The organism is Clostridia bacterium, assembly GCA_017410375.1.
Taxonomy (GTDB): domain Bacteria; phylum Bacillota; class Clostridia; order RGIG6154; family RGIG6154; genus RGIG6154.
In genome coordinates this window covers 1-25,969 of record JAFQQW010000040.1, presented here as the reverse complement: position 1 = coordinate 25,969, position 25,969 = coordinate 1, and the positions used below count along the sequence as shown (strand labels likewise).

25 protein-coding genes and 2 tRNA genes are annotated in these 25,969 nt (G+C 42.4%); 21 read left to right on the top strand and 6 right to left on the bottom strand.

Going from position 1 to position 25,969, the window contains the following annotated elements; translation table 11 throughout:
* Positions 1 to 41 precede the first annotated feature (41 nt).
* The 5 genes from dnaJ to IJE10_05580 all read left to right on the top strand — a co-directional run bounded on the left by dnaJ (position 42) and on the right by IJE10_05580 (position 5,512).
* Positions 42 to 1,181, top strand: coding sequence for a molecular chaperone DnaJ (gene dnaJ, locus IJE10_05600; protein MBQ2967574.1), 1,140 nt, complete (start codon positions 42 to 44; stop codon positions 1,179 to 1,181).
* A gap of 13 nt (positions 1,182 to 1,194) precedes the next feature.
* A complete protein-coding gene (gene prmA, locus IJE10_05595; protein ID MBQ2967573.1) occupies positions 1,195 to 2,154 on the top strand; it encodes a 50S ribosomal protein L11 methyltransferase in 960 nt (319 codons plus the stop codon).
* A gap of 1 nt (position 2,155) precedes the next feature.
* Positions 2,156 to 2,662: a hypothetical protein gene (locus IJE10_05590; GenBank protein MBQ2967572.1), complete on the top strand. Its 507-nt coding sequence runs from the start codon at positions 2,156 to 2,158 to the stop codon at positions 2,660 to 2,662.
* A 76-nt stretch (positions 2,663 to 2,738) separates the two neighbouring features.
* Positions 2,739 to 2,825: transfer RNA gene (locus IJE10_05585), tRNA-Leu, on the top strand.
* A 587-nt stretch (positions 2,826 to 3,412) separates the two neighbouring features.
* Positions 3,413 to 5,512, top strand: coding sequence for an alpha-galactosidase (locus tag IJE10_05580; GenBank protein MBQ2967571.1), 2,100 nt, complete (start codon positions 3,413 to 3,415; stop codon positions 5,510 to 5,512).
* 13 nt (positions 5,513 to 5,525) lie between these two features.
* On the opposite strand, the gene IJE10_05575 is transcribed toward IJE10_05580, so the two are convergent.
* Positions 5,526 to 6,050, bottom strand: a complete 525-nt coding sequence (locus tag IJE10_05575; GenBank protein MBQ2967570.1) for a phosphatase PAP2 family protein — start codon at positions 6,048 to 6,050, stop codon at positions 5,526 to 5,528.
* A gap of 106 nt (positions 6,051 to 6,156) precedes the next feature.
* Between IJE10_05575 and IJE10_05570 the strand changes: the two genes are divergently transcribed.
* The 4 genes from IJE10_05570 to IJE10_05555 all read left to right on the top strand — a co-directional run bounded on the left by IJE10_05570 (position 6,157) and on the right by IJE10_05555 (position 9,802).
* Positions 6,157 to 7,074 carry a diacylglycerol kinase family lipid kinase gene (locus tag IJE10_05570; GenBank protein ID MBQ2967569.1) on the top strand — a complete coding sequence of 306 codons (918 nt, stop codon included), beginning with the start codon at positions 6,157 to 6,159 and terminating at the stop codon, positions 7,072 to 7,074.
* Between the two features lie 84 nt (positions 7,075 to 7,158).
* Positions 7,159 to 7,935 carry an ABC transporter permease gene (locus IJE10_05565; GenBank protein MBQ2967568.1) on the top strand — a complete coding sequence of 259 codons (777 nt, stop codon included), beginning with the start codon at positions 7,159 to 7,161 and terminating at the stop codon, positions 7,933 to 7,935.
* 14 nt (positions 7,936 to 7,949) lie between these two features.
* On the top strand, positions 7,950 to 8,678 hold the full coding sequence (locus IJE10_05560; GenBank protein MBQ2967567.1) for an ABC transporter ATP-binding protein: 729 nt from the start codon (positions 7,950 to 7,952) through the stop codon (positions 8,676 to 8,678).
* Positions 8,679 to 8,689: 11 nt separating this feature from the next.
* Positions 8,690 to 9,802: a glycosyltransferase gene (locus tag IJE10_05555; protein ID MBQ2967566.1), complete on the top strand. Its 1,113-nt coding sequence runs from the start codon at positions 8,690 to 8,692 to the stop codon at positions 9,800 to 9,802.
* A gap of 11 nt (positions 9,803 to 9,813) precedes the next feature.
* On the opposite strand, the gene IJE10_05550 is transcribed toward IJE10_05555, so the two are convergent.
* Positions 9,814 to 10,773 carry a glycosyltransferase family 2 protein gene (locus tag IJE10_05550; protein MBQ2967565.1) on the bottom strand — a complete coding sequence of 320 codons (960 nt, stop codon included), beginning with the start codon at positions 10,771 to 10,773 and terminating at the stop codon, positions 9,814 to 9,816.
* Between the two features lie 59 nt (positions 10,774 to 10,832).
* On the opposite strand from IJE10_05550, the gene rfbD reads away from it, so the two are divergent.
* Positions 10,833 to 11,657, top strand: a complete 825-nt coding sequence (gene rfbD / locus IJE10_05545; protein ID MBQ2967564.1) for a dTDP-4-dehydrorhamnose reductase — start codon at positions 10,833 to 10,835, stop codon at positions 11,655 to 11,657.
* Positions 11,658 to 11,663: 6 nt separating this feature from the next.
* Positions 11,664 to 12,452, top strand: coding sequence for an amidohydrolase family protein (locus tag IJE10_05540; GenBank protein ID MBQ2967563.1), 789 nt, complete (start codon positions 11,664 to 11,666; stop codon positions 12,450 to 12,452).
* A gap of 33 nt (positions 12,453 to 12,485) precedes the next feature.
* Here IJE10_05540 and IJE10_05535 read toward each other — a convergent pair whose 3' ends face one another.
* On the bottom strand, positions 12,486 to 14,849 hold the full coding sequence (locus tag IJE10_05535) for an S-layer homology domain-containing protein (protein MBQ2967562.1): 2,364 nt from the start codon (positions 14,847 to 14,849) through the stop codon (positions 12,486 to 12,488).
* A 105-nt stretch (positions 14,850 to 14,954) separates the two neighbouring features.
* Between IJE10_05535 and IJE10_05530 the strand changes: the two genes are divergently transcribed.
* From IJE10_05530 to IJE10_05505, 6 genes are all read left to right on the top strand, one after another.
* Positions 14,955 to 15,028: transfer RNA gene (locus IJE10_05530), tRNA-Gly, on the top strand.
* Positions 15,029 to 15,206: 178 nt separating this feature from the next.
* Positions 15,207 to 15,779: a hypothetical protein gene (locus IJE10_05525; protein ID MBQ2967561.1), complete on the top strand. Its 573-nt coding sequence runs from the start codon at positions 15,207 to 15,209 to the stop codon at positions 15,777 to 15,779.
* Between the two features lie 113 nt (positions 15,780 to 15,892).
* Complete coding sequence (locus IJE10_05520; protein MBQ2967560.1) at positions 15,893 to 16,612, top strand: hypothetical protein; 720 nt, start codon at positions 15,893 to 15,895, stop codon at positions 16,610 to 16,612.
* Positions 16,613 to 16,709: 97 nt separating this feature from the next.
* On the top strand, positions 16,710 to 17,264 hold the full coding sequence (locus IJE10_05515; GenBank protein ID MBQ2967559.1) for a hypothetical protein: 555 nt from the start codon (positions 16,710 to 16,712) through the stop codon (positions 17,262 to 17,264).
* A gap of 43 nt (positions 17,265 to 17,307) precedes the next feature.
* Entirely contained in the window at positions 17,308 to 17,985 is a 678-nt protein-coding gene (locus IJE10_05510; GenBank protein MBQ2967558.1) for a hypothetical protein, read from the top strand.
* A 21-nt stretch (positions 17,986 to 18,006) separates the two neighbouring features.
* Positions 18,007 to 18,738, top strand: a complete 732-nt coding sequence (locus IJE10_05505) for a CpsD/CapB family tyrosine-protein kinase (GenBank protein ID MBQ2967557.1) — start codon at positions 18,007 to 18,009, stop codon at positions 18,736 to 18,738.
* A 38-nt stretch (positions 18,739 to 18,776) separates the two neighbouring features.
* Here IJE10_05505 and IJE10_05500 read toward each other — a convergent pair whose 3' ends face one another.
* Positions 18,777 to 19,514, bottom strand: a complete 738-nt coding sequence (locus IJE10_05500; GenBank protein ID MBQ2967556.1) for a ThuA domain-containing protein — start codon at positions 19,512 to 19,514, stop codon at positions 18,777 to 18,779.
* 113 nt (positions 19,515 to 19,627) lie between these two features.
* On the opposite strand from IJE10_05500, the gene IJE10_05495 reads away from it, so the two are divergent.
* The gene (locus IJE10_05495; protein ID MBQ2967555.1) at positions 19,628 to 20,500 is read left to right on the top strand and encodes an AraC family transcriptional regulator; all 873 of its coding nucleotides are present in this window, start codon (positions 19,628 to 19,630) and stop codon (positions 20,498 to 20,500) included.
* A gap of 67 nt (positions 20,501 to 20,567) precedes the next feature.
* Positions 20,568 to 21,596: a 3-deoxy-7-phosphoheptulonate synthase gene (locus IJE10_05490; GenBank protein MBQ2967554.1), complete on the top strand. Its 1,029-nt coding sequence runs from the start codon at positions 20,568 to 20,570 to the stop codon at positions 21,594 to 21,596.
* A 24-nt stretch (positions 21,597 to 21,620) separates the two neighbouring features.
* On the opposite strand, the gene IJE10_05485 is transcribed toward IJE10_05490, so the two are convergent.
* Entirely contained in the window at positions 21,621 to 21,806 is a 186-nt protein-coding gene (locus IJE10_05485) for a hypothetical protein (protein MBQ2967553.1), read from the bottom strand.
* Positions 21,807 to 21,943: 137 nt separating this feature from the next.
* Between IJE10_05485 and IJE10_05480 the strand changes: the two genes are divergently transcribed.
* Positions 21,944 to 22,114, top strand: coding sequence for a hypothetical protein (locus IJE10_05480; GenBank protein MBQ2967552.1), 171 nt, complete (start codon positions 21,944 to 21,946; stop codon positions 22,112 to 22,114).
* 47 nt (positions 22,115 to 22,161) lie between these two features.
* On the opposite strand, the gene IJE10_05475 is transcribed toward IJE10_05480, so the two are convergent.
* Complete coding sequence (locus IJE10_05475; protein ID MBQ2967551.1) at positions 22,162 to 24,885, bottom strand: S-layer homology domain-containing protein; 2,724 nt, start codon at positions 24,883 to 24,885, stop codon at positions 22,162 to 22,164.
* 110 nt (positions 24,886 to 24,995) lie between these two features.
* Here IJE10_05475 and IJE10_05470 point away from each other — a divergent pair, with 110 nt between their 5' ends.
* On the top strand, positions 24,996 to 25,736 hold the full coding sequence (locus IJE10_05470) for an AraC family transcriptional regulator (protein MBQ2967550.1): 741 nt from the start codon (positions 24,996 to 24,998) through the stop codon (positions 25,734 to 25,736).
* Positions 25,737 to 25,969: the final 233 nt, after the last annotated feature.

Here is a 25,969-nt window from a genome sequence, read left to right as displayed (position 1 = left end):
GCGGTTTCGCTCTGCTTTACCCACTTTCGAGAGGATAGAATATGGCAGACAAACGAGATTATTATGAGGTTTTAGGCATTCAGAAGGGTGCAGACGAAGCAACCATCAAAAAAGCCTATCGCTCCATGGCAAAAAAATATCATCCGGACATGAATCCCGGTGACAAAGAGGCGGAAGCCAAATTTAAAGAAGCTAACGAGGCTTATGAAGTGCTGTCTGACCCCGAAAAGAAAAGTCGCTATGACCAGTTCGGTCACGCAGGTGTTGACCCGAATATGGGTGGAGGTGCAGGCTTTGGTGGCGGATTCGGTGGTTTTGGCGGATTCGGTGACATGGGTGACATCTTTGAAAATATTTTCGGTGGCGGTTTTTCTTCGTCATCGGCACGCAGTAATGCACCCCGTCAGGGCAGTGATATCGAAATTGAAGCGGAAATCTCTTTTGAAGAAGCCGCTTTCGGTGTGATGAAGGAGCTTTCCTTTAAACGCATAGAAATGTGCGGTGAGTGTAGCGGCAGTGGTGCGGCAAAAGGCACTTCGCCCGAAACCTGCTCCGAATGTCGCGGTACCGGTCAGGTTAAGCAGGTACAGCGTACTATGCTTGGTAATATGATGACCTCGCGTCCCTGTACCCGTTGCGGCGGTAAGGGTAAAATTATTAAAACACCCTGTAGTGTATGTAACGGCAGAGGTGTTGCACAGAAAAATAAGAAAATCAAGCTGGATATTCCGCAGGGTATTGACCACGGTCAGTATCTGCAAAAGCGCGGATTTGGTAATGCAGGTGCCAATGGCGGACCGTATGGCGATCTTTTAATCGGCATCCGTATTAAACCGCATCCCATTTTTAAGCGCAAGGGTGCAGATGTGTTCTGTGAAGTTCCCATTACATTTACAGAAGCGGCTTTGGGCGGTGATATCGAAGTGCCGACCATTCACGGCAAGCAAACCTATAAAATACCCGAGGGTACACAAACCGGAACGCGCTTCTGTATTAAAAACAAAGGTATCAAGAAAGCGTTCGGCACAGGTGAACATTATTTTACCGTTGTAATTGAAGTGCCACGCAATTTGAGCGGAAAGCAAAAAGATCTTTTGAAAGAGTTTGCATCGCTGGATAAGGACGAAAATTTTGCCAATAAGAAAAGCTTTATGGATAAAGTGAAGGAACTGTTTAAATAGAGAGGATTAAGAAATGAACTGGACTGAAGTTAAGATTTCCACCAATAAAGAAGGCATTGAGCCGATTACCGGTCTTTTGTTGAATCTGGGCATTAATGGAATTCAGATTGAAAATCCCGAGGATTTTAACGAATTTTTAGAAGGTACGCAAACCTACTGGGATTATGTGGATGAAAGCCTGATGCATTTGAAAGAAGGCGAAACCCGTGTGATTTTGTACATTCCCGAAAATGCGCAGGGTGCAGAAATGTTTACCGGTTTAAAGCAAGGTTTAAAAGAGCTTGGCGACAGCTATGGCACACTTGCTCTTACCGTGAACAACGTTTGCGAAGAGGATTGGGAAAACAACTGGAAAAAATTCTTCAAGCCTTTTAATGTGGGTGAAAAGCTTTTGATTAAGCCAACCTGGGAAGAAGTGGACAACAAAGAAAATCGCAAAATTTTGGAAATCGATCCAGGTTCCAGCTTCGGTACGGGTACACACGAGACCACAAAGCTTTGTCTCGAAAATATGGAAGGTATCGTAAAAAATAACGATTCTGTGCTGGATTTAGGTTGTGGCAGCGGTATTTTGTCCATTGGGGCGTATCTTTTGGGCGCAACCGATTTAACTATGGTGGATATCGACTTAAACTCCGTTCGGGTTGCCAAAGAGAATCTTTTGCAAAACAAAATTCCGGAAGATATTTTTAAAGCATACTGTGGGAATGTTATTTCGGATGCAAACTTAAAAAAAGAGCTTTGTGTACAAAAATATGATTTGGTTGTGGCAAACATCGTTGCAGATGTTTTAAAGGCTATGAGTCCGCATTTTGGCGATTTTGTAAAGGATGACGGCACTTTGATTATTTCGGGTATCATCAGCGAGCGTTGCAAAGAAGTGGTGGATGTTGTAACCGAAAAAGGCTTTTATGTGGTGTCCGAAAAAGAAGAGGGCGATTGGTCCTGCGTAATTTTGAAAAAGCGGGTGTAATATGACAGCAAAAGAATTTTATGAACCGCTTTATGCGTTGTTGCAGGACGTAACACCTTTAAAAAAGGATTGCGGAGTTTTGTGTGACGGCATTTGTTGTAAGGACAGTGACGAGCCGGCAGGTATGCTGCTTTTTCCGGGGGAAGAACAGCTATTAAAAGATGTGTCGTTTGCAGAGGTAATTGATTCAAACTGTGAATACGGAGAAACAGGTGTTGCGAAACTGATGCTTTGTAAAGGACAGTGTGACCGTGCATTGCGTCCGCTTGCGTGTCGTATTTTCCCGTTGTTGCCTTACAGACATAAAGGAGAAAAGCTTCAGATTATCATGGATCCTCGTGCAAAAGGGATGTGTCCGCTTGCAAGAAGCTTACAGCCCGAGCAACTCGAACCGCTTTTTTCAGAGTGCGTACGGCAGATTGCGTATCGTATTTTGCAACTAAAAGACGGCGCAGAGTACTTAGATATGTTAGCAGATATTGCAGATGATGCAGACTTTTTAAAATAAGCAAAAAACTTGAATTTTTTCAAAAAAACTATTGACAAATCGAGCAAAAAGTGTTATTATATATCTTGTTCGAAATGCAGGTGTGGTGGAACTGGCAGACGCGCTGGACTCAAAATCCTGTGGTAGTGATACCGTGTGGGTTCGATTCCCACCACCTGCACCAAAATAAACAGGGCATCCTAACGGATGCTCTGTTTATTTTGGTGCAGGTTAAAAAGGAAAGAGAACATGCGAAGCGTGTTCGTCGGAGCAGCCGAAACACCGCGAGAGGTGTTTCGGACTGTGAAGTCTCGAGTAAGGCAATCCCACGGTAACGCCCGGGGCGTTCGTGGGATAACGAGACGCAGAGTTTCCCGTAAAAATAAAAGTAAAAATGAAAAAAAGGAAAGCAAGAATGCATCCGTTAGGATGCCCTGTTTATTTTGGTACAGGTTAAAAAGGGAAGAGAACATGCGAAGCGTGTTCGTCGGAGCAGCCGAAACACCGCGAGAGGTGATTCGGACTGTGAAGTCTCGAGTAAGGCAATCCCACGGTAACGCCCGGGACGTTCGTGGGATAACGAGACGCAGAGTTTCCCATAAAAATAAAAGTAAAAATGAAAAAGTAAAGTAAGAAGGCATCCGTTAGGATGCCCTGTTTATTTTGGTGCAGATTAAAAAGGAAGAATATGTTTTGTTTTCATCCTTTACATTGACATCTTATTTTCTATATGGTAGAATATAAAAAACAAAAGTAAAGGGGAGAAACTAAATGGAGCTTAAGTCGTACACTTTAGGAAATGTACTGGTGCATTACCTTATCAATGACGAGCAAAATGTAAATATGATACTGATTCCGAAAGGGACGGAGGATATGGTACAGAATCCCTGGGAATGGGATAAAAGCTTTGATTTCCGTGCTCGGTATAACCGTAACTGGAATTTGGGAAATCTTGTATATTATCATGTAGAAGGTGATTCGCTGAGTTTTCCCGGCTTTACTATGCGAGAAGACATGAATTCGAAAAAATTGAAATTCGATGCACAGACGGTTGAAAAAGATGATGAACAAACAAAAATTATTACAACCTTAAAAAGTGAAAACGGATATCAGGTGTTACATACGCTTACTTTTATCGAAGGGTTGAAAGGCTTTGTTTGTGAAACGGAGTTTTTTAACGAGACGGGTGAAGATGTGAATCTGGATATGTTATCCTCCTTTACGCTTGACAATTTAGGTCCTTATGCGAAAGATGACGGCCCGAACCGATATTACTTGCATCGCTTTTACGGCGGCTGGAGCCTGGAGGGAAAGCACAGCTGTCAGTCAGTTGAAGAGTTGGGCTTGGAAAAAAGCTGGGCAAGCTATAACAATCCGGTAGAACGGTTCGGGAGCTTAGGCAGTTATCCTGTTCATCGCTATTTCCCGACCGCTGTGGTTGAAGACCGTAAAGCCGGTGTTTTGTGGGGCGCACAACTGGCGCATAATGCAAGCTGGCAGATGGAGCTTGGTCGTATGCAGGACAGCTTTTCTTTCTCAGGCGGACTGGGTGATTATAATTTCTGCGGTTGGAGCAAATGTATAAAAACGGGAGAAAGCTTTAAGGCACCTACTGCTTATATTTGTGCCGTGCAGGGTGATATATATGATGCCTGCAGTGCTCTTTGTGATATGCAAAAGCCTGCCTGGCGTGCATATGGCGAAAAGGGACTTGCACCTGCATTTAATGAATACTGCACCACATGGGGCAGACCAACGCAGGAAAAAATGCTCTCTTATTGTAAGAATTTAAAGGACCTTGGTGTAAAGTATGCGGTCATTGATGCCGGCTGGTGTGTGGAAGGTCAGGAGCAGAGCGGCAACGGTGAATGGCCCATTGACAAAAATATTTTCCCGGATATGAAAGCTATGAACAAAACCATTCGCGAAATGGGCATGATTCCCGGTGTCTGGTTTGAATTTGAAGTAACGACCAGAGGCTCAAAAATGTTTTTACCTGAGTATGACCACATGCATCTTACGCATAACGGCAAGGTGATAAAAAACCATACAACCCGTTCTTACTGGGATTTCAGACGGAAAGATGTGCAGGAATACCTTTATGAAAAGGTTATCAAAATGCTCAAAGACAATGATTTTGGCTATATCAAGGTTGATTATAACGCAAACATCGGTCACGAGGTGGACGGTGCGGAATCGGGTGCAGAGGGTTTGCGTCAGCATTTAGAATGCGTTAAAGATTTCTTTAAACGAATGAAACAGGAAATTCCTGATTTGGTTATTGAAAATTGTGCTTCGGGCGGTCACAGACTAGAACCTTCCATGATGGGTATATCTGCGGTTTCGTCTTTTTCGGATGCGCATGAAGCGGTGGAAATTCCGTATATCGCGGCCTCACTTCATAACCTTATGTTACCGCAACAGTCTCTGATTTGGGCGGTACTGCATACCGATGACAGCGCAAAACGCCTTTGCTATTCTCTTGCGGCAACTTTCCTTGGACGAATTTGTTTGTCAGGTCAGATTGATGTGTTGGCGCCCTGGCAATTGGAAATTGTGCAAAAAGCAATTGATTTTTATAAAAAATGCGAAAATGTTATTTGCGACGGTCAAAGCCGTATTCACGGTAATCGCGGAAAAAACACCAGATATCCTACAGGCACGCAGGTGGTGGTACGCAAAACCGATTCGGAAATTTTAGCAGTTTGTCACGCCTTTGATGATGCCTGCGCATCTATCGCGATTGACATCCCCGAAGGTTTTACAATTGCAGCCAGATTTAATGCAGATGGCGTTGCTGTAACCGGTAATCAGCTTGTTATTCCTGCTATGGAAGATATGTCTGCCTGTGCGGTGCTTCTGAAAAAATAAAAAGTAAAACGCCTCATACGAGGCGTTTTTTCTTAAAAATATAAACAGTTGTGAAAGCAATGGCAACTCCGGATAGCAGCCCGCCCAGGACATCTGTGGGGTAGTGTACACCAAGATACAGTCTTGAAATACTGATGAGTACAGCAAGAATCAATGCGGGAATACCGAATTTTTTTGGTAAAGTCATATACAAAACGGTTGCCGTAGCAAACGAGCTTGCCGTATGCCCTGACGGAAACGAAAAGTCATGAGGGGCATCTATCAGAATTTTCAAGCCTTCAATGACTTCGTAAGGACGGATTCTGGCAATCAGATTTTTTAAAATGAGGTTGTTGATTACCAGAGAGGCAAGCAGTGCAACAGCACACATCCATCCAACAGTTCTTGTCTTTTTGAAACATAGCAAAAGCACTGTACAAAGAATCCAGATAAAGCCTGCGTTGCCCAAGGCGGTAATCCCTTTAAAAACCGAATCTAAAAGCGGTATTCGTAAGTATTCCTGTATAAATAATAAGATGTTTGCTTCTATGACAATCACTCCTTTTAGCTTATTATATGCATATTTTCGGGAAAAGTCAATGGTTTTTGTTTGACAGAATGAGAAAAAGGGTATATAATGTATGGAGTAACAAGGAGGATATGCGATGAAAAAGGTTCTCTTTATCGTAAATGCATCTGCCGGAAAGAATCGTCTCCGTGGTCATTTTACGGACATCTTTGAACAGTTTGGTTTGCACGGCTACAGTATAGAGGTTGCCGTTACTCTGCGCGCCATGCATGCAGAAGAGCTGGCATTTGAAGCGACTGAGCAGGGCAAGGACCTGATTGTTTGCTGTGGAGGCGACGGGACTCTTAATGAAGTTATAAGCGGTGTTATCCGTTCCGGGAAGCCTGTTGAAATTGGTTATATTCCGTCCGGCAGCACAAATGATTTTGCACAGAGTGCTGAAATTTCCTTTGACGTACACGAGGCAGTTTCAAATATTTTAGCTGAAGAATGCCAGAATATGGATGTTGGTGCTTTTAACGGAAGACATTTTATTTATATTGCATCTTTTGGTGCGTTTACGGCTGTATCGTATAAGACTCCCAAAAGTATGAAAAAGACTTTCGGGCATCTTGCATACCTGTTTGAAGGCGTCAAGGACTTGGGAAGCATCGCACCCCATCAGTTAAAGCTTGAAACTGCTGACCGGATTATTGAAGGTGAATTTTGTTTTGGTGCAATCGGAAATTCCAAATCCATCGGGGGGATTTTACACATCTCTGAGGATATTGTCTGCATGAACGACGGGCTTTTTGAAGTGTTGCTGATTCGTGCACCAAAAACGCCTATGCAGCTGGCTTCTGTTGTATTTGGCTTGTCTCAGTCGGATTTTTCGGGAGATATGTTTGAATTTTTCCAGGCAGACAGTATGACCATTGAGTCAAACGGTGAATTTGACTGGACATTAGATGGTGAGCATGCCAAAGGTGCAAGAACGGTTCATATTAAAAATCTGAAAAATGCATATAAATTACGAATCCAAACGCAGAAAAATCCGAAACAAATAACAGAATAAAAAAAGACCGCCGAGCGGTCTTTTTTCTTGCTATTTTTTACAAAATATGATATACTGAAAACAGAACTATAAAAGGAGATACACATGAAACAGTATATTTTGAATTTTTTAAAATATAAAAACCTGCTTGGCGCATTGGTGCAAAGGGATTTGAAAACAAAATACCGCCGTTCTTTTCTGGGAATTGCGTGGAGTGTTTTGAATCCGCTTTTAATGATGCTTGTTATTACAGCGGTATTTCAGAATATGTTCAAAAGCAATATCGAGCATTTCCCGATTTACTATTTAACGGGTTTTCTGATTTTTTCATTTGTAACAGAAGCAACCAATACATCCATGGGCTCGATTGTGGATGCATCGGCGCTGATTCGTAAAGTTTATATTCCAAAGTATTTGTTTCCGCTTGAAAAGTGCATTTTTTCATTCGTAAACATGTTGTTTGCATTTGTGGCAACCATTCTGGTGATGCTAATCTTAAAGGTTCCCTTTAAAATTACGTTTCTGGCGTTTCCGATTCCCATGCTGTATGCCTTTGTGTTTGCTGTGGGCTTAAGCTTCTTTTTATCGGCGGCAAATGTGTTCTTTAGAGATATTGGGCACCTTTATGGTGTTTTCACAACCGCCTGGCTGTATCTGACACCTATTTTTTATCCGACAGAAATTCTGCCGTCTGCAATTTTTAAAATTATAAAATTCAATCCGCTGTATCATTATATCCTGTATTTTCGTGCTCTGGTACTGCAGGGACACATTCCGGATTTGCATTCCAATTTAGTTTGTGCAGGCTTTTCGCTGGTGATGCTTGTATTCGGTCTTTACTTCTTTAAGCGGAAGCAGGACAAGTTTATTTTGTATATCTAAGAAAGGGATATTTCATGCAAAACGTAATTACGGTGGAAAATGTCACCATGAAATTTAATATGTCAAAAGAGAAAATTGACAGCATTAAAGAATATTTTGTTAAGCTCGTAAAAGGCAAGCTTATGTATAGTGAGTTTAAAGCCTTGTCTAACGTTTCCTTTACTGTAAAAAAAGGGGAAGTGTTTGGCATTGTGGGCTTAAATGGCTCAGGCAAAAGTACAATCTTAAAAATTGTATCGGGCATATTAAAGCCTACCGAGGGAACGGTTTCGGTAAGCGGAACCATCTCACCGCTGATTGAGCTTGGTGCAGGCTTTGATATGGATTTAACAGCCAGAGAGAATATTTTCTTAAACGGTTATGTTCTTGGCTATACCAAAGAATATATCAAAGAAAAATTTGACGAAATTGTTGCTTTCTCGGAGTTGGAGGAGTTTTTGGATGTACCCATTAAAAATTTCTCGTCGGGTATGATTGCACGACTTGGATTTTCCATCGCGACACTTGTACGTCCCGACATTTTGATTGTAGACGAAATTTTATCTGTGGGCGACTACAAGTTTCAGGAAAAGTGCGTAAAACGTATCGAAGAAATGATGTCGGGCGGCACAACCGTTTTGATTGTGTCCCATTCCATTGAACAGATTGAACGCCTTTGTGACAGAGTTTTGTGGTTGGAACAAGGCGTTGTAAAGAAAATTGGCGAAACTTTACCCGTTTGTGCGGAGTATCAGGAAAGATAAGGAGTTTTACGGTGCAGAAATTACCCCTGGTTTCCATTTTAGTGCGCACCTGTGGCAGACCCAAGGTGCTTAAAGAATGCTTGGAATCCATTAAAAACCAAACCTATCCGAATATTGAAGTTTGTGTTGTGGAGGACGGTGCGCCGTTGTCTGAAGCATTGCTGTCCGGAGAATTCTCCGGTATGAGCATAAAGTATAAAGCTTTAGGGGAGAAAAAGGGCAGAAGTGTTGCAGGAAATGAAGCGCTGGCTTTGGCATCCGGTGAATACCTGAATTTTCTGGATGATGACGATTTGTTCTATGAAAAGCATGTGGAAATTATGGTACAAACAGCTCTGACAATGCCTGAACAGTCGATTTTTTACGCAAAGGCAGATGAAGCGGTAACCGATATACAAAGCACCAATCCGTATGTTTACGAGACAATCAGTGTTACGCAACGTCCGTTTTTGCATTATTCTAAAGAAAATTTGCTTGTGCATAACATATTTCCGATTCAGACTGTCTTTTTCAAACGTGAGGTGTATGAGGCGCATGGAGGCTTTCGCACGGATTTAGAGTACCTAGAGGACTGGGAGCTTTGGCTGAAATATGCAGGACGGTATGAATTTGTTGCGGTGGAGGAAACGACCTCTTTGTACAGAGTGCCTGCAAATCGGGATGCGGTTGCACACAGAGAAGCGCTCTTAAAGCAAAATGAGGCAGAAATACGGCAATCGTATGTAAGAAAGCTTTTAGATTTAACGGAGCCGTCTCCGGTGCCCGATGCAATGCAGAATCGCACTGTGCGGTATGCCATAGACAGTATGTCTAAGCAAGGAAGCTTTTTTATCGCATACGGCTGGTGTTGTATGAAAAATGTGCCTTCCGAGACGGCTTCTGTATTTGTTTTGTTGACGATGCCGGATGAAACGAAGCGTATTTTACCGGCATTCCGTTATGACAGACCTGATATCGAAACAAAGTATAACGATTTAAAATACCGTAAGAGCGGGTTTTTTGTGTGTGATGTGTTGAATCAGGCGGAATATTGTAAAGCAGAAATCCTTGTCTGCCATGACGGTAAATTTTATCGGAACAGGCAGGGCAAGCTTTGGCAAAAGCTGTTTGGATTTAATAAATAAAAAGTGTTTTCTCATTTCGAGAAAACACTTTCAAACATCGTTCTGATTTTGGATAAAAATGGCATACCGAGTTGTGCAAGCTTGTGGATAAGCGATTGCTTCCAGAAACCGTAGCGGATGATGATTGTAACCCGTTTAAAAGGTTTTGCTTTGGGAACGGTCGCAAATTTGCTGATAGCATCTTTTTTGTTTTCTTCAAGCTTTTCAGCAAAGCTTTTGATGAAATAAAGGGCTTGTACATAGGTTTTGTCCAGACTTTTCTGTAAATCCTTTTCACCGCGTCTGACCATCCGAAAGCTTTGGGAGAAGCTTTTGGCACCTACAGAATTTTTGCCGTGCTGACGGTATAAAATGGTGGGCGTTTTTATGGCACGAACATTGCCAAAGCCTGCGGCAATTACCGCGAGCCACCAGTCGTGCATAATGATATCTTTGTGGTTTGTATGCTTTGCCATGTCGCAAAGACATTTGTTTATCATGGTTGTACAACCGGTCACTGTGTTTTGGGACAACGCCTTGTTTAAGGTCAGCTTCATGGCACGCTCATAGTGCTGCATACGGTAAAAAGAATTGTTTACAGGCTTCAAATTGCCGTCTGCAACCGTTAAATCGGTGTGAACCAGTGCAGGTTTATCCTGTGGCAGCTGTTGCATTTCGGACAACGTCATTTCAATCTTTTCAGGTAGCCAGAAATCGTCCTGATCGCAAAACATAATAAAATCTGCGGTTGCATCCTGCATCAATAAAAAGAAATTGTCTTTTGCGTTGCCGGTGGGCGGGTTATTGACTTTAATTTCTAACCGACCCGGATATTTTTCGGCATATTCGTTTAAAATAGATAAAGTGTTGTCGGTAGATCCGTCATCCCTCGCAAGAATTTTAAAATCCTGAAAGGTCTGTGCGAAAAGCGAATCTAACTGTTCTTTTAAATAATTGCCACCATTATAAGTGGCAAGCAGAATCTGAATCATATTATCACCGTTTATAAGTGTATCACGAAACGGCAAAAATGTCAATGCGAGGTGAAAAAATGAAGATGTTGGTAACCGGTGCCAATGGGCAACTTGGTCGGGAGATTTGTAAACTGTTAGGCGAAAATGCCATTGCAACCGATTTGGATGCGTTGGACATTACAAAACCGATAGAGTTCAGCGGTGCATGCGACGGAATTATAAACTGTGCCGCATATACCAATGTTGACGGTGCGGAAACGGACGAAGAAAATGCGTATCGTTTAAATGTGCTCGGTGCACAAAATCTTACCGAATTTGCAAAAAAACGGAACATCCCTTTGGTACATGTTTCTACGGATTATGTATTCGACGGAACTGCAAATACGCCATATACGGAATCGGATGCGGTTTGCCCGACAAGCGTGTACGGCAAAACAAAAGAGGCGGGCGAGCAGGCTGTGCGTCAGTATGAGAAGCATTTTATCGTGCGCACCGCCTGGCTATACAGCGCGCACGGCAAGAATTTTGTAAAAACCATTATGAAAGCTGCAAGAGAAAAAGGCGAACTTAAAGTTGTGGCAGACCAGATTGGTTGCCCTACAAATGCCAAAGATCTTGCAAAACAGATTTTAAAGCTTGTGCAAACTAGAGAATACGGTACATATCATTGCACGGGAAGCGGAATGTGCAGCTGGTATGATTTTGCAAAAGCAATTACGGAATTTGCAGAAATTTCGTGTATTGTAAATCCCTGTAAAACAGGAGAATTTCCGACAAAAGCAAGCAGACCGGCTTACTCCGTTCTGGATAACAGCAAAGCGGAAAAAGTAATCGGATTTAGAATGCCGGATTGGCAAGACAGCCTTAAAACTTTTTTATTGACAGAATTGAAGGAAGGATGACAGAATATGTTGATTGATTTTCACACCCATTGTTTCCCTGAAAAAATAGCGCAAAGAGCTATGGACTCGCTTGCGAAGGCATCCGGCGGACTGATACCGCAGACAGACGGTACCGTTACGGGACTTAAGGAGAGCATGAAGCGGGATGGGGTAGACATAAGTGTGGTGCAAAGCATTGCGACTAACCCGAAGCAGATGCAAAGTGTGAATGATTTTGCTGCCTCTTTGGCTTGCAACGAAATTGTGCCGTTTGGCTCGATTCATCCTGAAGCTGAAAACTGGGAAGAAGAATTAGAACGCATTAAGGCTTTAGGCTTAAAGGGTATAAAATTCCATCCCGAGTATCAGAACTTTTATGTAAACGACCCAAAAATGAAGCCGATCTATAAAAAAATAGGCGAACTGGGTTTGATTACTATGTTTCATGCCGGACGGGATTTGGGATTTGCACCGCCTTTTCACGGTATGCCCGATCATTTCGTTGAGGCGGTTAAATGGTTTGATTCGCCTATTGTTTTAGCCCATTTCGGCGGAGCGTTTTCGGGTGAAGAAGTGCTTGAAAAGCTTTGCGGATTGCCTTTATACATTGATACCTCCTTTAGTTATTCAGTGATTCCGCGTGCAACAGCGCAGGCGATTGTGGAAAAACACGGAACAGATAAAATTCTGTTTGGCTCGGATACTCCCTGGCACAGACCGTTCTGGGAAGTTCGTCTGATTGAGCATTTAGATATGTCAGAAGCCGACAAACAGAAAATTTATCATGAAAATGCCGAAAAATTACTAAGCAGATAACAAAAAGACTTGTGCATTGCACAAGTCTTTTTGTTATTTTTTTGGTACAAGTTTTACAGCCGTTGCCCGACAGTTGGTACCGTTGCTTATGTAATAAATATAACCGTTCGGATCGGAAATGGTGTGATTGCCGAGTAAAATCCATCCGGGCTTGGCGGTTTCGTTTTCGGCAAGTCTAAGAGCCACCGAACCGCAAAGCGCGTTCTTACCATGTTGTGTTAAAATCATGTCCATTTGCCGGACGTTAAACTGGTGCGGTGTGCGCCAGATATAAATGTCATAGTTTCCGCTTGAAATACCTTTTAGAGGATATCTTACCACGGCATTAGGCGTGCTTGACCAGTAATGCTCGCCACCGTTGTAATTGGGAATTGCGGTGGATTTGGACCAGTCGCCTTCAGTTACACACGGAATAATGATTTCTCCGGGATAGGCGGTGTTGTCAATAGTCTGCTCTGCGACAGAGACGATTTTAATATCCTTTAAGACATTGGTGTCGGTTTCAACAGATCCCGGTTTTTCACCCGAGGGGGAGACGCCCTCTAATGGCATTCCCTTGATGGTGCGATCAGGATTGTTTGCATCTTTTTCTTTCTGCCATACACGAACATAATCCACGACCATAGCCTTGCCACTAAGCTCATCTACGATAGGACCTGCCCAGTCTAAAACTGCAGTGGAAAGATAGGGGACGATGGCTACATCTGCGTGTAAGCCTTTGGTGTTGTTGGCTTTTACTGCTACCACTTCACCGTCAAAGTAATATTTCAGCTCCTCTTCGCTCCATTCAATACCGTAGGTGTGATAATCTTCGGATAAATTGTATTCTGGTTTATCAATTTCACCGTTTGATTCGTTGTTACCACCAAATCGTGCATGATAGTTGGTGTTGATTTCGTTCGGGAAATGTCCTTCGTTGATATCTAACTCATAATGCTTTTCCATGGGTAACCCGTTAAGGGGCTGCGTGGTAATCCAGAAAGCATTGTTTAAGCCGGAAGCCGGGGCGTACTTATAACGCGCTTCCCAGTAGCCGTAGCTTTGTCTGAAAAATTCCGGACGTACCCATACGCTTGCAGAGGTCCATTCCGCACCGCCCATTTGTTCTTTTCGGGTAATTAAGTGCAGATTGCCGTCATACATTTCTACATTTTCGGGCCAGCGGGAGGAAAGAATGTGCGAAGGGAAAGCAGCTTCAGACCGCCAGATGCTCCAGTCTAATTCATTACCTGAAAATTCATCATTGAAGGTCATAACCCAATTCTCGCCTTTAGGCGGACCTGCCCATACAAACTGTTGCATAAACCGCTTTAAGATAACAGTGCCCTGGGCTCTGGTTGCCGTTTCTTTGGGTGAAACAGTTGTGTCGGTTGTGCCTTTTATAATGTTTGTGCGCGTTAAATAAGACATTGCTTCCTTTGCCCATTCGGATACAGCATCGGTATCGGTGAAAGAAGAATACACGTCCGGGAAACTGCTTATCCATTCATCGTTTGTTCTGGTCTGCAGGATGGCATTGTATGTGAAAAGAGCCATTTCTTCGCGGGTTATTGGCTGATCGGGCTTAAAGCCGTCATCAGTGGGCAAGCCTTTAAGCAATCCGCCTGCTTTGGCAGTGGCAACATAGGGTGCATACCAGGCATCAGGAGAAACATCACTGTATGATCCGCCTTTATAAAGTTCAAGCCCTAAAGCTCTGTCTAAGATGGTTACATATTCTGCTCGGGTGATTTGTGCTTCGGGGTCAAAAAGAGAATCTTCAACGCCTGAAACAAGTCCTTCATTTGCCATGTATTCCACATCATAACGCGCCCAGTGGTTTTCCATGTCCGAAAATTTATTTAAGGGCGCAATAGAAGCACCGTTCAGTGCATTTTCTACCGTGTAGTTTGGTGCAACATAAAAGGTTTCATTGCTTGTGGTAAAGCGCATTGCCGAGGCTCTTGTGTTTGCGCCCGGTATTTGACCGGGCATACATACAAGGCGAACAAATTCCCGTTCCTGATCACCCTTAAAATCAAAGGTGCCTAAATTTTTCCAACAACTTTCGGTCAAAGTAGAGGGGTCTAAGATAAACGTGTCTACTTTTCCGTTGTGATGCACTTCGTATTTAACACGATTATTTTGGTGCTGATGCCAGTAAAGCAGATATACATCTATGGATACCTCGGACGGATATGTGATTTCGGGATAATAGGTAAGTGTTGCTTCGCTTCCGACACCGTTAATCCAGAATGTTTCACCCGCGTGTTCAAACGGACCTTTTACGGCACTGCTTGTTTTCCAGTCGCCAACCCAGGAACAGTAGCCGGAAAAAGTGGCATTGTCCTCAGCATAAACTGGCAAAGCTACGAGTGTCATGGATAAAACTAACAAAAGAGATATAAGTTTACGCATAATTTCACCTCATCTTTATTATAGCAATATTCATGTCTTTTTTCAAGGGAAATATAAAAAGAATACTTGCAATTTCAATAAAAATGTGTTATACTCTAAATACACGCGGATATAGTTCATCGGTAGAATGTCAGCTTCCCAAGCTGAACAGGTGGGTTCGACTCCCATTATCCGCTCCAAAAGCACCCCGAAGAGGGTGCTTTTTTTGTGAGCCGGGAGTTATTAACGCACAAAAAATTTTTTCTGGTGTCGCCGAGACGGTCGAAATGTGTATAAACGGACAGAATGTAAAAAACTATTGACGAATTATAAATTTAATGATATAATATGCGTAATGTAGAAAGGAGAAGAGGGTGAATGTCCAATAATACGGAACAAAAAAAGAAATCTAAAAAGACGCTTGTATTGATTCTGATTGCTGTGCTTGTGATTGCAGCACTTGCATTGGGATTATATATTGTAAATAAAAGTGATGGCTCATGTGATTTGGTATGGGGCATGGGTACGGAACAAGCATCTGTAGAGCTTGTCCGAGATTTAAAGGCTTCCCGGCTCAGCGGTAGCGACATTTACGAAATGAATCGCGTCCCCGGCATGATTAAAGCAGATACGATGATTCTTCTTTATTTTACAGAGTCTGACGAATTATATCAGGTGCAGATGATGACCGGCATCGGGGATTACTCGGGTGCGGATTTGCAGAAAAAAATTATGAAATACCTGAAAAAGCATTTTGGCGAAAACTATGAGGAAGTTTCAATTAATGAAGATTTAAGTTATAAGGTGTGGAAGCAGGAAGATATTGTTGTAACATACAGTAACGGCAGTAGCATATTCTTCTACAATCCCAAAGCAGATACGGAAGAAGTGAAATCCAGCAACATTAAATACGGCATTGTAGAAGCGGATTCAGAAACAGTAACCGAATAAGTCTAAAAAACGACCATGTAGCTGGTCGTTTTTTTTACAGTAAAACATGGAAATTTTGGTGGTTTATTTGACAAAAGTTTTTTTGCATGCTATAATTAAAAAAGGAATTTCTTTTGAAAGGAACAGGTGATTTGTTCATGGTAGATGTGCATACCCATTTTTTGCCGGGCATTGACGACGGGGCTGAATCAGTGGATGAAAGTCTTGAAATGTTAAGAACTGCTTATGCACAAGGAATTCGTTTTGTTGTGGCGACACCACACTGTCATGCTAATATTGATGAGGATATTGAATTTTTTATAGAAGCGCGGAATAGGGCGTTTGAAACGTTGAATTATGCAATGCGCAACGAGGAAGGTCCGTTTCCGGAAATTATTCTGGGTGCGGAAGTTGCACTGAATCAGTATCTTCCTAGTTTGAAACAGCTTGAAAAGCTTTGTATCGGAGATACAAAATATATTTTGCTGGAGCCGTTATTTGAAAATATGAGTGAAGCCGTGAGTGAATGGGTTTATGAAATCGGGTTAAAGGGCTTGAAACCAATCATTGCACATGTGGATCGCTATAAGGAGGATATATTAGAGCGAATCGGGATTTTACAGCTGGACGTTGTGTTTCAGCTGAATGCATCGGCATTTTTGTTTTTATCCGGGACCCGTCGTATCCGTAAATACCGGATGCAGAATCGCATACTTGTTGCAGGAAGTGATATGCATAATATGCATATACGGAAATGTGAACTGGAAAAGGCTTATAAGCGTTCAAAAATTTTGAACGGTTCGATAACAGACGATTGGTTTGAAAATAATGCCCGGATGCTTTTGGGCTTGTAAAAAAGTTTTGAAAAGAGGGTGCGTTGTGCGGAAAAAGAAAAAAACAGGCTCTTTTTTAAAGATTTTTATATGCATTCTTATTGTTGGGATTGCTTGCTTGGGGTATTGTTATTTTCAAAAAAATACAAATGCTCCCAAAAAAATATACGGAACGGAGGACAACACTCTGCAGACCGATGAACAGAATGAAGATTTTGCAGAGGATTTTATTCTGTCTTTGAACATGTCCCGCGACAGAGCAGAAGAAATCCTTTTGGAGACATGTGGCGGTATTCCGTGCGAGTCATATACCGATGTTAACACCGAGCACAGTGCATTTATGGTTGATTCTTTAGGGGCGTTGGGGGAGCAGTCGGCAAAGATATTTCTGGAGTTTGACCGTGACGGCTTATATTGCATTGAACTTTTTTTCATGGATGGCAACAAAGCAGGGATATCCTATTTACACAAGGCGTTCGGCGATTCCTTTACCGAGATTACAAATTCAATGGGCGAAACATACAATGTGTTCTGCAGGCAGGACGGTTTAGTCGTGCTGTATGATTATGCAAGCAGGGTGATTATCTATGATGCACTTCGCCAAAATGTCTGGACGGAAGGGCGAAATTCAGAGTATAAAATCCGTTTAAATGATTTGACAAATGCCAATTGATATGGTATTATAATATTAATGATTATTTGTAGGAGATGAAAAAATGGAAGAAAAAGAAAAGATTCTGACTCTGCAGGATATTTTTGCGGTTCTCTGGCGTTACAAAGTTTTAATATTGGTGATGGCGATTGCTGTTTCCTCTTTGCAGTATGTGCGAACTGTATTGCAACCGGATGTATATGCTTCCGACGGTCGCTTATATGTTACAAATTTGAATGCAGCTGCTTTTGAAAAAGAAGCATATATCAGTCAGTTCGATATTGAATCCGCCAGAATGCTCAGTACTTCTTACATAGAAATCTTAAAGGGGCGCTCTTTCCTGACAAATGTCAGCCGTGAAATTGATGAGAAATACTCTTGGCAGGAATTAAGCAGAATGATTAATATTCAGCTTGTGAATGAAACTGAATTGCTGTCAGTTACTGCGACAGCTCCCAATGCACTGGATGCATATTTGATTGTACAGAAAGTTCTGGCGAAAGCACCTGAACAGCTGATGAATGTGTTTACAGTCGGTGAAGTAAAGATTATCGATGAACCGATTAAACCCTCCGCACCCGTAGCAAAAGGTGAAGTGACAAGTGCTGTTATCGGCTTCATTATTGGCGCAATTTTGGGTGTTGTTCTTGCGTTTGTGTTGAAAGCAATGGACAGAAAAATTCACAGTGCTGAAGCATTATCGGAACGGTATGAATTCTCCATCTTAGGCGAATTGGATTAAGCTATACGGAGGTAAAAAATCGTGAAAAAGAGAATGAAAAAAGAGGCTCTTGTGGATTTGGGTAACATTTTATCCGAACACACTAATTTTGAGACTTCTGAAAATTATAAAACACTGCGTACAAGTATTATGTTTTCTTTGCCGAAGTTAGAGGGAGGCAAAGTAATTGGTGTAACCAGCGCAATTCCGGGTGAAGGCAAAAGTACTACGGTTGTGAATTTGGGTATTGCCTTTGCACAGATGGGTGCAAAAGTAATTGTACTTGACTGCGACCTGCGTAAGCCTAAAGTGCACCGCTATTTGCAGACAGACCTCGGCGAAGGTATGACCAATGTAATCTGTGGTTTTGTTACACTTGACGATGTTATCCGCAAGGATATCCGACCCGGGCTTGACTGCATCACAGCAGGTGAAATTCCGCCCAACGCGGCAGAAGTGTTATCCTCGCAGGCATTTACCGATATCATTAATGTATTGAAAACCAAATATGACTACATCTTTGTAGATACGCCGCCGGTAACTGTTGTAACCGATGCAGCGGTGGTTTCCAAGCGTTGCACAGCGATGGTTTTAATTGTGAAAAACAATTACACTACATTTGATATGGTGGACGAAATGATTCGCCGTCTGAAAAAAGTACAGGCGAAAATTATCGGCTTCGTAATGACCAGCAGCGACAGCAAACACAGTCGCTATGGCTCTTATGTGGGAAGATATAAGTATAAATACGGTTATAAATACGGATATAAATAAAAAAATGCCACGTTTTAACGTGGCATTTTATTTTGTGTTTACTCTAAAGGTTGTGCAGGGTATTGCGGGCAGGGGATAGCTTCATCAATTCTGTAAGTGGGTTTTGCCCAGCGTACTGCATTTTGTAAAATTTTCTGAATGTAGGGGTTGTAGTATGCTCTGTTGGTTTCGTGGCCGGGCTGGAGATAGAAAATTTTACCGTAGCCTCTTTGCCAGGTGCAGGCGCTGCGGAACACTTCATTTGTTGCATAGCATCCGATTGCTAAAAGCTCATCCGGTGTCGGAATGTCAAAGCGTTCGCCATACATTTCTTCTCTTTCTAAATCAAAATATTCGCAATCTACGCCTTCCATGATGGGGTGTGCAGGGTTGATAATCCAGATTCTTTCTTTTGCACCGTCTCTCCACTTTAAGTTACAGGTTGTACCCATAAGCTTTTTGAAAGGCTTGGAATGGTGGCCCGAATGCAGGAAGATAATACCCATACCGCGCTTAACATGCTCGCAAACACGGTCAGCCACTTCATCCGGAACAGTCTGGTGACGCATGTGACCCCACCACAGTAAAACATCGGTGTCTCTTAACACTTCTTCGCTTAAATTGCAGTCGGGTGTGGGCTGGAGATTCTCGTCATACAAAGGAGCAAGACGAACCTTTACTTCATCGCAGGCCAAAAAATCAGCAATGGCAACATGGATACCCTTTGGATATACTTCTCTTACATGATCTTCTGCCTGTTCATGATAAAACTCATTGAAAATTGTTACTTTAATCATAGTTATTTATCCCTCCGATTAAAATTCTTTAAAATAAGTATAGCATTTTTTGGAAAGATATGCTATACTATTTTTAAATAAAAAATATCGAAATTCTGATATTGGAGGATGTTATGGCAATAGATGAGGGCTTGGCTGTCCGTAACGGAGAGAGCTTGAATGTGCAATGTATTTTACGGAAAGGCAAAAAAACAACCGGTATGAACAAGGAGCGTTATCATTTTCATCGGTATATTGAGTTTTTGTATGTACTGGATGGTAAAATCCTTGCGTCAGTCGGAGAAACGGAATATGTTTTGAAGGATGCCGATTTAATGATTATTTATCCGGGTGAAATTCACAGAACTCTTTTTTTGGAGGATGCAGAATTTATTGTGGTAAAATTTCTGCCTGACATCTTATACAGCTTTGGGCAGACCTCCAGTGCTTTTGAATATATGTTTAATTTCAGTGCGGATCGAGTCGGTGCAAGCCGTATCATCAGTCAGAATGCAGAAATAGACAGGCTATTGAAAAACGCCATGCAGACTTTTTTGGACAAAGGGTATGCAGATGAACTGTTTGTACGTGCAGATATTACAAAAGTTTGTGCAGAAATTCTGAAAATTCGTAAAGAGAATAACGAAATCATATCGGTGGAAAGCTCTATCAGCCGTGAAAACCTGATGCTGTTGCAAAAAACCATGCAGGTGGTTAAAGAAACCAACGGAAACCTAAAAACGCACGAGGCGGCGCTTTTGTGTAATCTGAGCGACGGTTATTTTTCAAGGCTTTTTCGTACCGTGATGAATATGCCGTTTACCAAGTATGTGAAGTCGGTAAAGCTTGCGGAGGGGGAGCGGCTTCTGATTTGTACGACCGATTCTGTAAGCAGCATTGCACAAGCTTTAAACTATGTATCTACCAGCCACTTTATTGAAGACTTCCGAAAAGCCAAAGGCATTTCTCCCAAACAGTATAGAAATAAATATACAAAAAATGTGTAAAAATACTTGATTTTTTCGCAAAGCAGTGATATAATATATGTTAATTATTTAGAAAGGAATGATTGACATGCACATGACATTCGAAAGAAAATTGCCGACAGCAGAGGAGATTAAAATTCAGTTTCCGCTGTCCAAAGAACTGGCAGAAGCTAAAAAAAATCGTGACAAGGAGATTGCAGATGTCTTTACAGGCAAGTCTGACAAAATGGTGTTGATCATTGGTCCTTGCTCTGCGGATAAAGTAGATTCTGTTATGGATTATAATTTCCGCCTTGCAAAACTGCAGGAGCAAGTAAAGGATAAAATTTTGATTATCCCACGTATTTATACAAACAAACCCCGTACAACGGGTGATGGTTATAAGGGTATGGTGCATCAGCCTAACCCCAACGAAAAGCCGGACATGCTAAAGGGCATTTTAGCAATTCGTGACCTGCACACCAAAGTGATTACCGAAACCGGATTTTTCTGCGCAGACGAAATGCTGTATCCCGAAAACTACAGTTATTTATCCGACATTTTGTCCTATGTAGCTGTCGGTGCCCGTTCTGTAGAAAACCAACAGCACAGACTGGTTTCCAGCGGTATGGATATCCCGGCAGGTATGAAAAACCCTACCAGCGGTGACTATTCTGTAATGCTTAACTCCATTATTGCCGCAACCCATTCCCACACCTTTATTTATAACGGTTGGGAAGTACAAACCAAGGGAAATCCGCTGGCACACGCAATTTTAAGAGGATATGTGAATAAGCACGGCCAGTCTCAGCCCAACTACCACTACGAAGATTTAATTCGTCTTTACAATGCTTATGCAGAAAAAGAAGTAGACAACATGGCGCTGATTGTGGATGCAAACCATGCAAACTCCAATAAGCAGTACGGTGAGCAGGTTCGTATCTGCAAAGAAGTGTTGCACAGTTGCCGCCACAGTAACGACATTAACCGCCTGGTAAAAGGCTTTATGATTGAAAGCTATATCGAAGACGGTTGCCAGAAGATCGGCGAAGGTATTTACGGCAAATCCATTACCGACCCCTGCTTAGGCTGGGAAAAAACCGAACGTCTTGTTCTGGATATGGCAGATTTAATTTAAAAGAAAATGTAAAAAAGGACTGTATTACAGTCCTTTTTTGTTATCGTTTTCCAAGGGCCATTCGTTGTGACATTCCAGGCAGGTGTGGCGGTCGGAGAGGGTATAGACACCGTCTTTTTTGCAAAATGGACAAAGCGAGTTCAAATACCTTAATAAATTGATATCCACAATATCAGGCAGATTCCATTGTGGTTTCGGTGGTTTTTTCATTTCATTCATCTCCTTTGTTGTTATTATATCACATAAATTTCTAAAAAGCAAGACAAATGAAAGACGAATGAAAAACATCAGAGGTGCATACTGTAACGCAATATGTATATATAATAGTGTTACAAGGAGATGAGTGTATGAGAAAATTTAAAATACCATCCATACCACCCACGACAAGCAAAAGTATTCGCTTTCCGAATGATATCATTGAGAATGTGGAAAAGGCGATAGAGGGCAAGGATTGCACCTTTACGGCATTTGTGGTGGAAGCGGTGCGTGTCGCATTGCAAAGCTTAGAAGAGGAATAAAAAAATGCTGTCTCACTTTTAGGTGAGACAGCATTTTTATATCTTTTTTATTTGTTATAATCGGTCTGGTAAACTCTTACATAGTCAACAACCATAGACTTGCCGTCTAAGGCATCTGTTACTTTGCCTGCAAAGGTGGAAACAGCGGTGGAGAACCGAACAACCGATTCTGTGTCTTCCATAGCGGTATCCTTAACACTTGCACGTCGGGTTTCTTTGCCGTCCACATAGAAGATAATTTCTTCGGGTGTCCATTCGCAAGCGAAAATATGGAAATCTCTTGCATAGTTTTCCCGGGAGTCTACGGCATAGCCCGAATCCACACGGGTTTCCTTGGTTTTGTCATAATAGTGCAGATTGTGTGTAGAGCGGTTGGGGTAGTGACCCTCGTTGATGTCGATTTCGTGCTCACCGGGGTACAAACCGTTGGTTTGTCCGTCTGTCATCAGCCAGAACGCATTGTTTACGCCCGAAGCATCATTGTATTTGTATCTTGCTTCAAAATAGCCGTATTTCTGCTTGAATTCCTTGGTCCAGATGTAAGCGGTCGACCATTCGTTTTGCGGGTCGGGGTTGTTTTTCTTGGTGTGCATGTAAAGATAACCGTCTTTCACTTCCAGATTTTCAGGATAACGGGAAGAGAAGATGGCAGACCATCCGTTTGCCTTGTTTTCGGATACCCAAACGTTCGTGTCTATCGCATCGCCGTTAAAATCGTCTGAGAAGGTCAAAGTCCATTGCTTGCTCATGTCCACAGGACCTGCCCAGAGCACCTGTTCTAAAAATCTTTGGAGCATAACGGTGGCCTCTGCACGGGTTGCGGTGTTCACGGGACGGAAAGTGTTGTCCTCGTAGCCGGTAATGATTTTGTTGTCAATGACATACTGACATGCAGAGGTTGCAAATGCGCTGACCGATGCGCCATCTGTAAAGTCTGTTACGGTTTTGGTGGTTTCGGGAGCGATAATGGGTTTGTTTTTAGCCTTGCCTGCGTTTGCAATCATCAACGCCATTTCTTCACGGGTAATGGGCTTGTCGGGATAAATTTGATTGTTTTCGATGGGTAAGCCGTTGAACAAATCTGCTTCAACTGCTGCAGCTAAGTAGCCTTTGTACCAGCCTTCGCTGTCTGCAAAGGTTGCTTTGTCCACTTCAGCAAGCTCCAAAATGCGGGTTAAAAGGGTCGTAAATTCCGCTCTGGAGATATTGCCGTCGGGATTGAATACATCTTCACCGACGCCTTTAACCAAGCCTCTGTTAGCCATGAGCGAAATGTTGGCTTTTGCCCAATGGTCGGTGGTGTCCGAAAATTCAGTTACCATAAAATAAATCGGTGGGTCATTGTCTACAATAATATAACGTTTGATATTGTTGTTGATGGCTTCGTCATCGCTGACTGCAATAAATTTTACCGCATCGGCGCGGATATAGGATTCATAATCGGTTTCTTTGTCTTTGGTTACGGTTACATATTCATCACCGTTGCCGGAAAATTTAAAGGTGCCGAGGCAATGCCAGCCGGTAGTGCCCTCCTTAAGATTTACGCGGATATCTTCCACCTTGCCGTCATGGTGTACCTGATACAGTGCATCGTTTACATTGTTTTCATAAACCAGCTTGTAAATGTAGATGGTAACCATGTTGGGGGTATCTAATTGCGGATCCCATTTTGCAGAACCGCCAACCTCTCCGCAATAAGCGGAGCCAGTTTCGCAAAAACCGCGAAGCTGAGAGGTCAGCCATTTGCCCGATACTGTTTCAAAGCCTTCCATTTTGATATTTGCCATATCATCCCCTTCAAAAGCTTCGGGAGGAATCACAACTTCTTCTTTCACCGTGATTTTTTCTTCGGTAGGTACAAAACGAACCTCTGCAACACGAGCGTAACCGCCACTGCTGTTTTTGGTAAAGCGAATGCCTTCGCCCTCTGCACCGGTAAAGTTAAATATACCTAAATTTACCCAACCTTTGGGCACCTGATTCTGGTCAATTTCCTGACTATATACCTTGTCACCGTCATAAATAACCTCTAAAAGTCCGTCGGGGGCAGAGCCTTCCTGAATGTTAAAGAAAGCAACCTTTGCATTACCGCTTGTAACGGGTGCTTTATAAAATACGGTCGCACCCTTTTCGGTGGTATTTACGGATTTCTTATCTGTAAAACCGCTTAAGGACGATTCTTTCCAGTCACCGGTCTTTTCGCTGTTATCCAGTGTCAGTACAATTGCGTCAGGATTGTCTGCATCAAGGTCTTTTTCCTGCTCTTCGTTTTCTTTAGTTTCTACCTTTTCGGCTTCTTCACCCTGAATGCTTACAGCATCCTTGGTTTCGGTAAAGCGAACACTGTTGATGCGGGTGTTGCCGAGACCGCGGATTACGGTTACACCTTCGCCTTCTGCCGCATCAAAATTGTACACACCAAGATCAACCCAACCGTCGGGTGTTTTGGTCTGGTCGATGGAAATAGCGGTGGTTTTGTCGGTGTTGTAGGTAACCTGGATGGTTAATTTCGGGTCAGAGCTGTTTGAGATGTTGTAAAACTCAACCTTTGCATTACCTGCTGTTTTCAACGGGGAAGCAAAGGTTGCGGTGGCAGCACCTTCCTTAGAATACATGGAAGATGTGCCATCAGCGCCCTTTACGCCCGAGGCGAGCCAGGCACCGCCCGAGGAAAACCCGTCGTCCGAAATGCCTACGGTGTAGCTTTTCGCATATGCAGTAACACTAAGCAACATGCACATACAAAGCAAAACACTTAATAATTTTTTCATAGTTCATCTCTCCTTTTTTATTTCTTTAAATTTATTGTAGCATTTTTTTGAAAAGTATGATATAATGAAACGGCTATCATTCTTATACTTTTTGGTGAAGGGGTGCAGATATGGAAAACAGTATTTTATTTATGTTTAAAAACTTTCATAAACCGCGCACAAATTTTAAAGCCCATAACCATACCTACCATGAAATTATCTATTTTATTAAAGGGGCAGGGCAGACTAAGGTGGGAGAAGATATTTTTCCGTACAAGCCGGGTGATATCTGCTTTACGCCTAAGGGGATATATCGGAATCAGCGAGCCGAAAAAAGAAGCGAGTACTTGTGTCTGGGCTTTTTGTGTGACAAAAAAATAAGTCTTGGCAGCGGTGTATATGCCTGCGAGCAGGATGGAAGCATTTTAAAATTACTGCTCGATATTTTAGAAGAGTATACCCAAAAGAAAGCACGCTACAAAGAGGTTTGCGACCATAAGATATCCGAGCTTTTAATCAAAATCAGCAGACTGCAACAAAAGGACGGGGACGAAACATCTATGTGGAGCATCATTCGTGAGATTGATAACAATCAGGTGTTTAATATCTCTATTGAAGAGCTTGCTGAAAAATCCTCTTACAGCTATGATCATTTTCGTCATGTTTTTAAAAAACTGACCGGGCGTTCTCCTATGCAATATGTGATGCAAAAGCGATTGGAACAGGCAAAAAAGCTTCTGAAAGAAGATAACTATTCCTGCACACTTGTTTCGCAGGTGTGCGGATTTTCTACACCTGCACAGTTCAGTGCAGTGTTTAAAAGAGAGACGGGCATGACACCCATCGAATATAAAGAGCATGCAATCGGATGATTGCATGCTCTCAGACTGTCGAAAAAGTCGTTCTACCGCTAGCAAAGAACTATTTGTTATTCTGAGCGAAGCGAAGAAGCTCCGGTTTGAACAGATGTTGAATGGAGCGGAATCCATCGAGGATTCCGCTCCATTGCTTGCTTTTTGTCAATTTGAACTCTACCGTACCTCTGTACGCCGACGAATTCAAATTGACAAAATATAACTTCCTTTTTCTTAAGTCTACAGCGTGT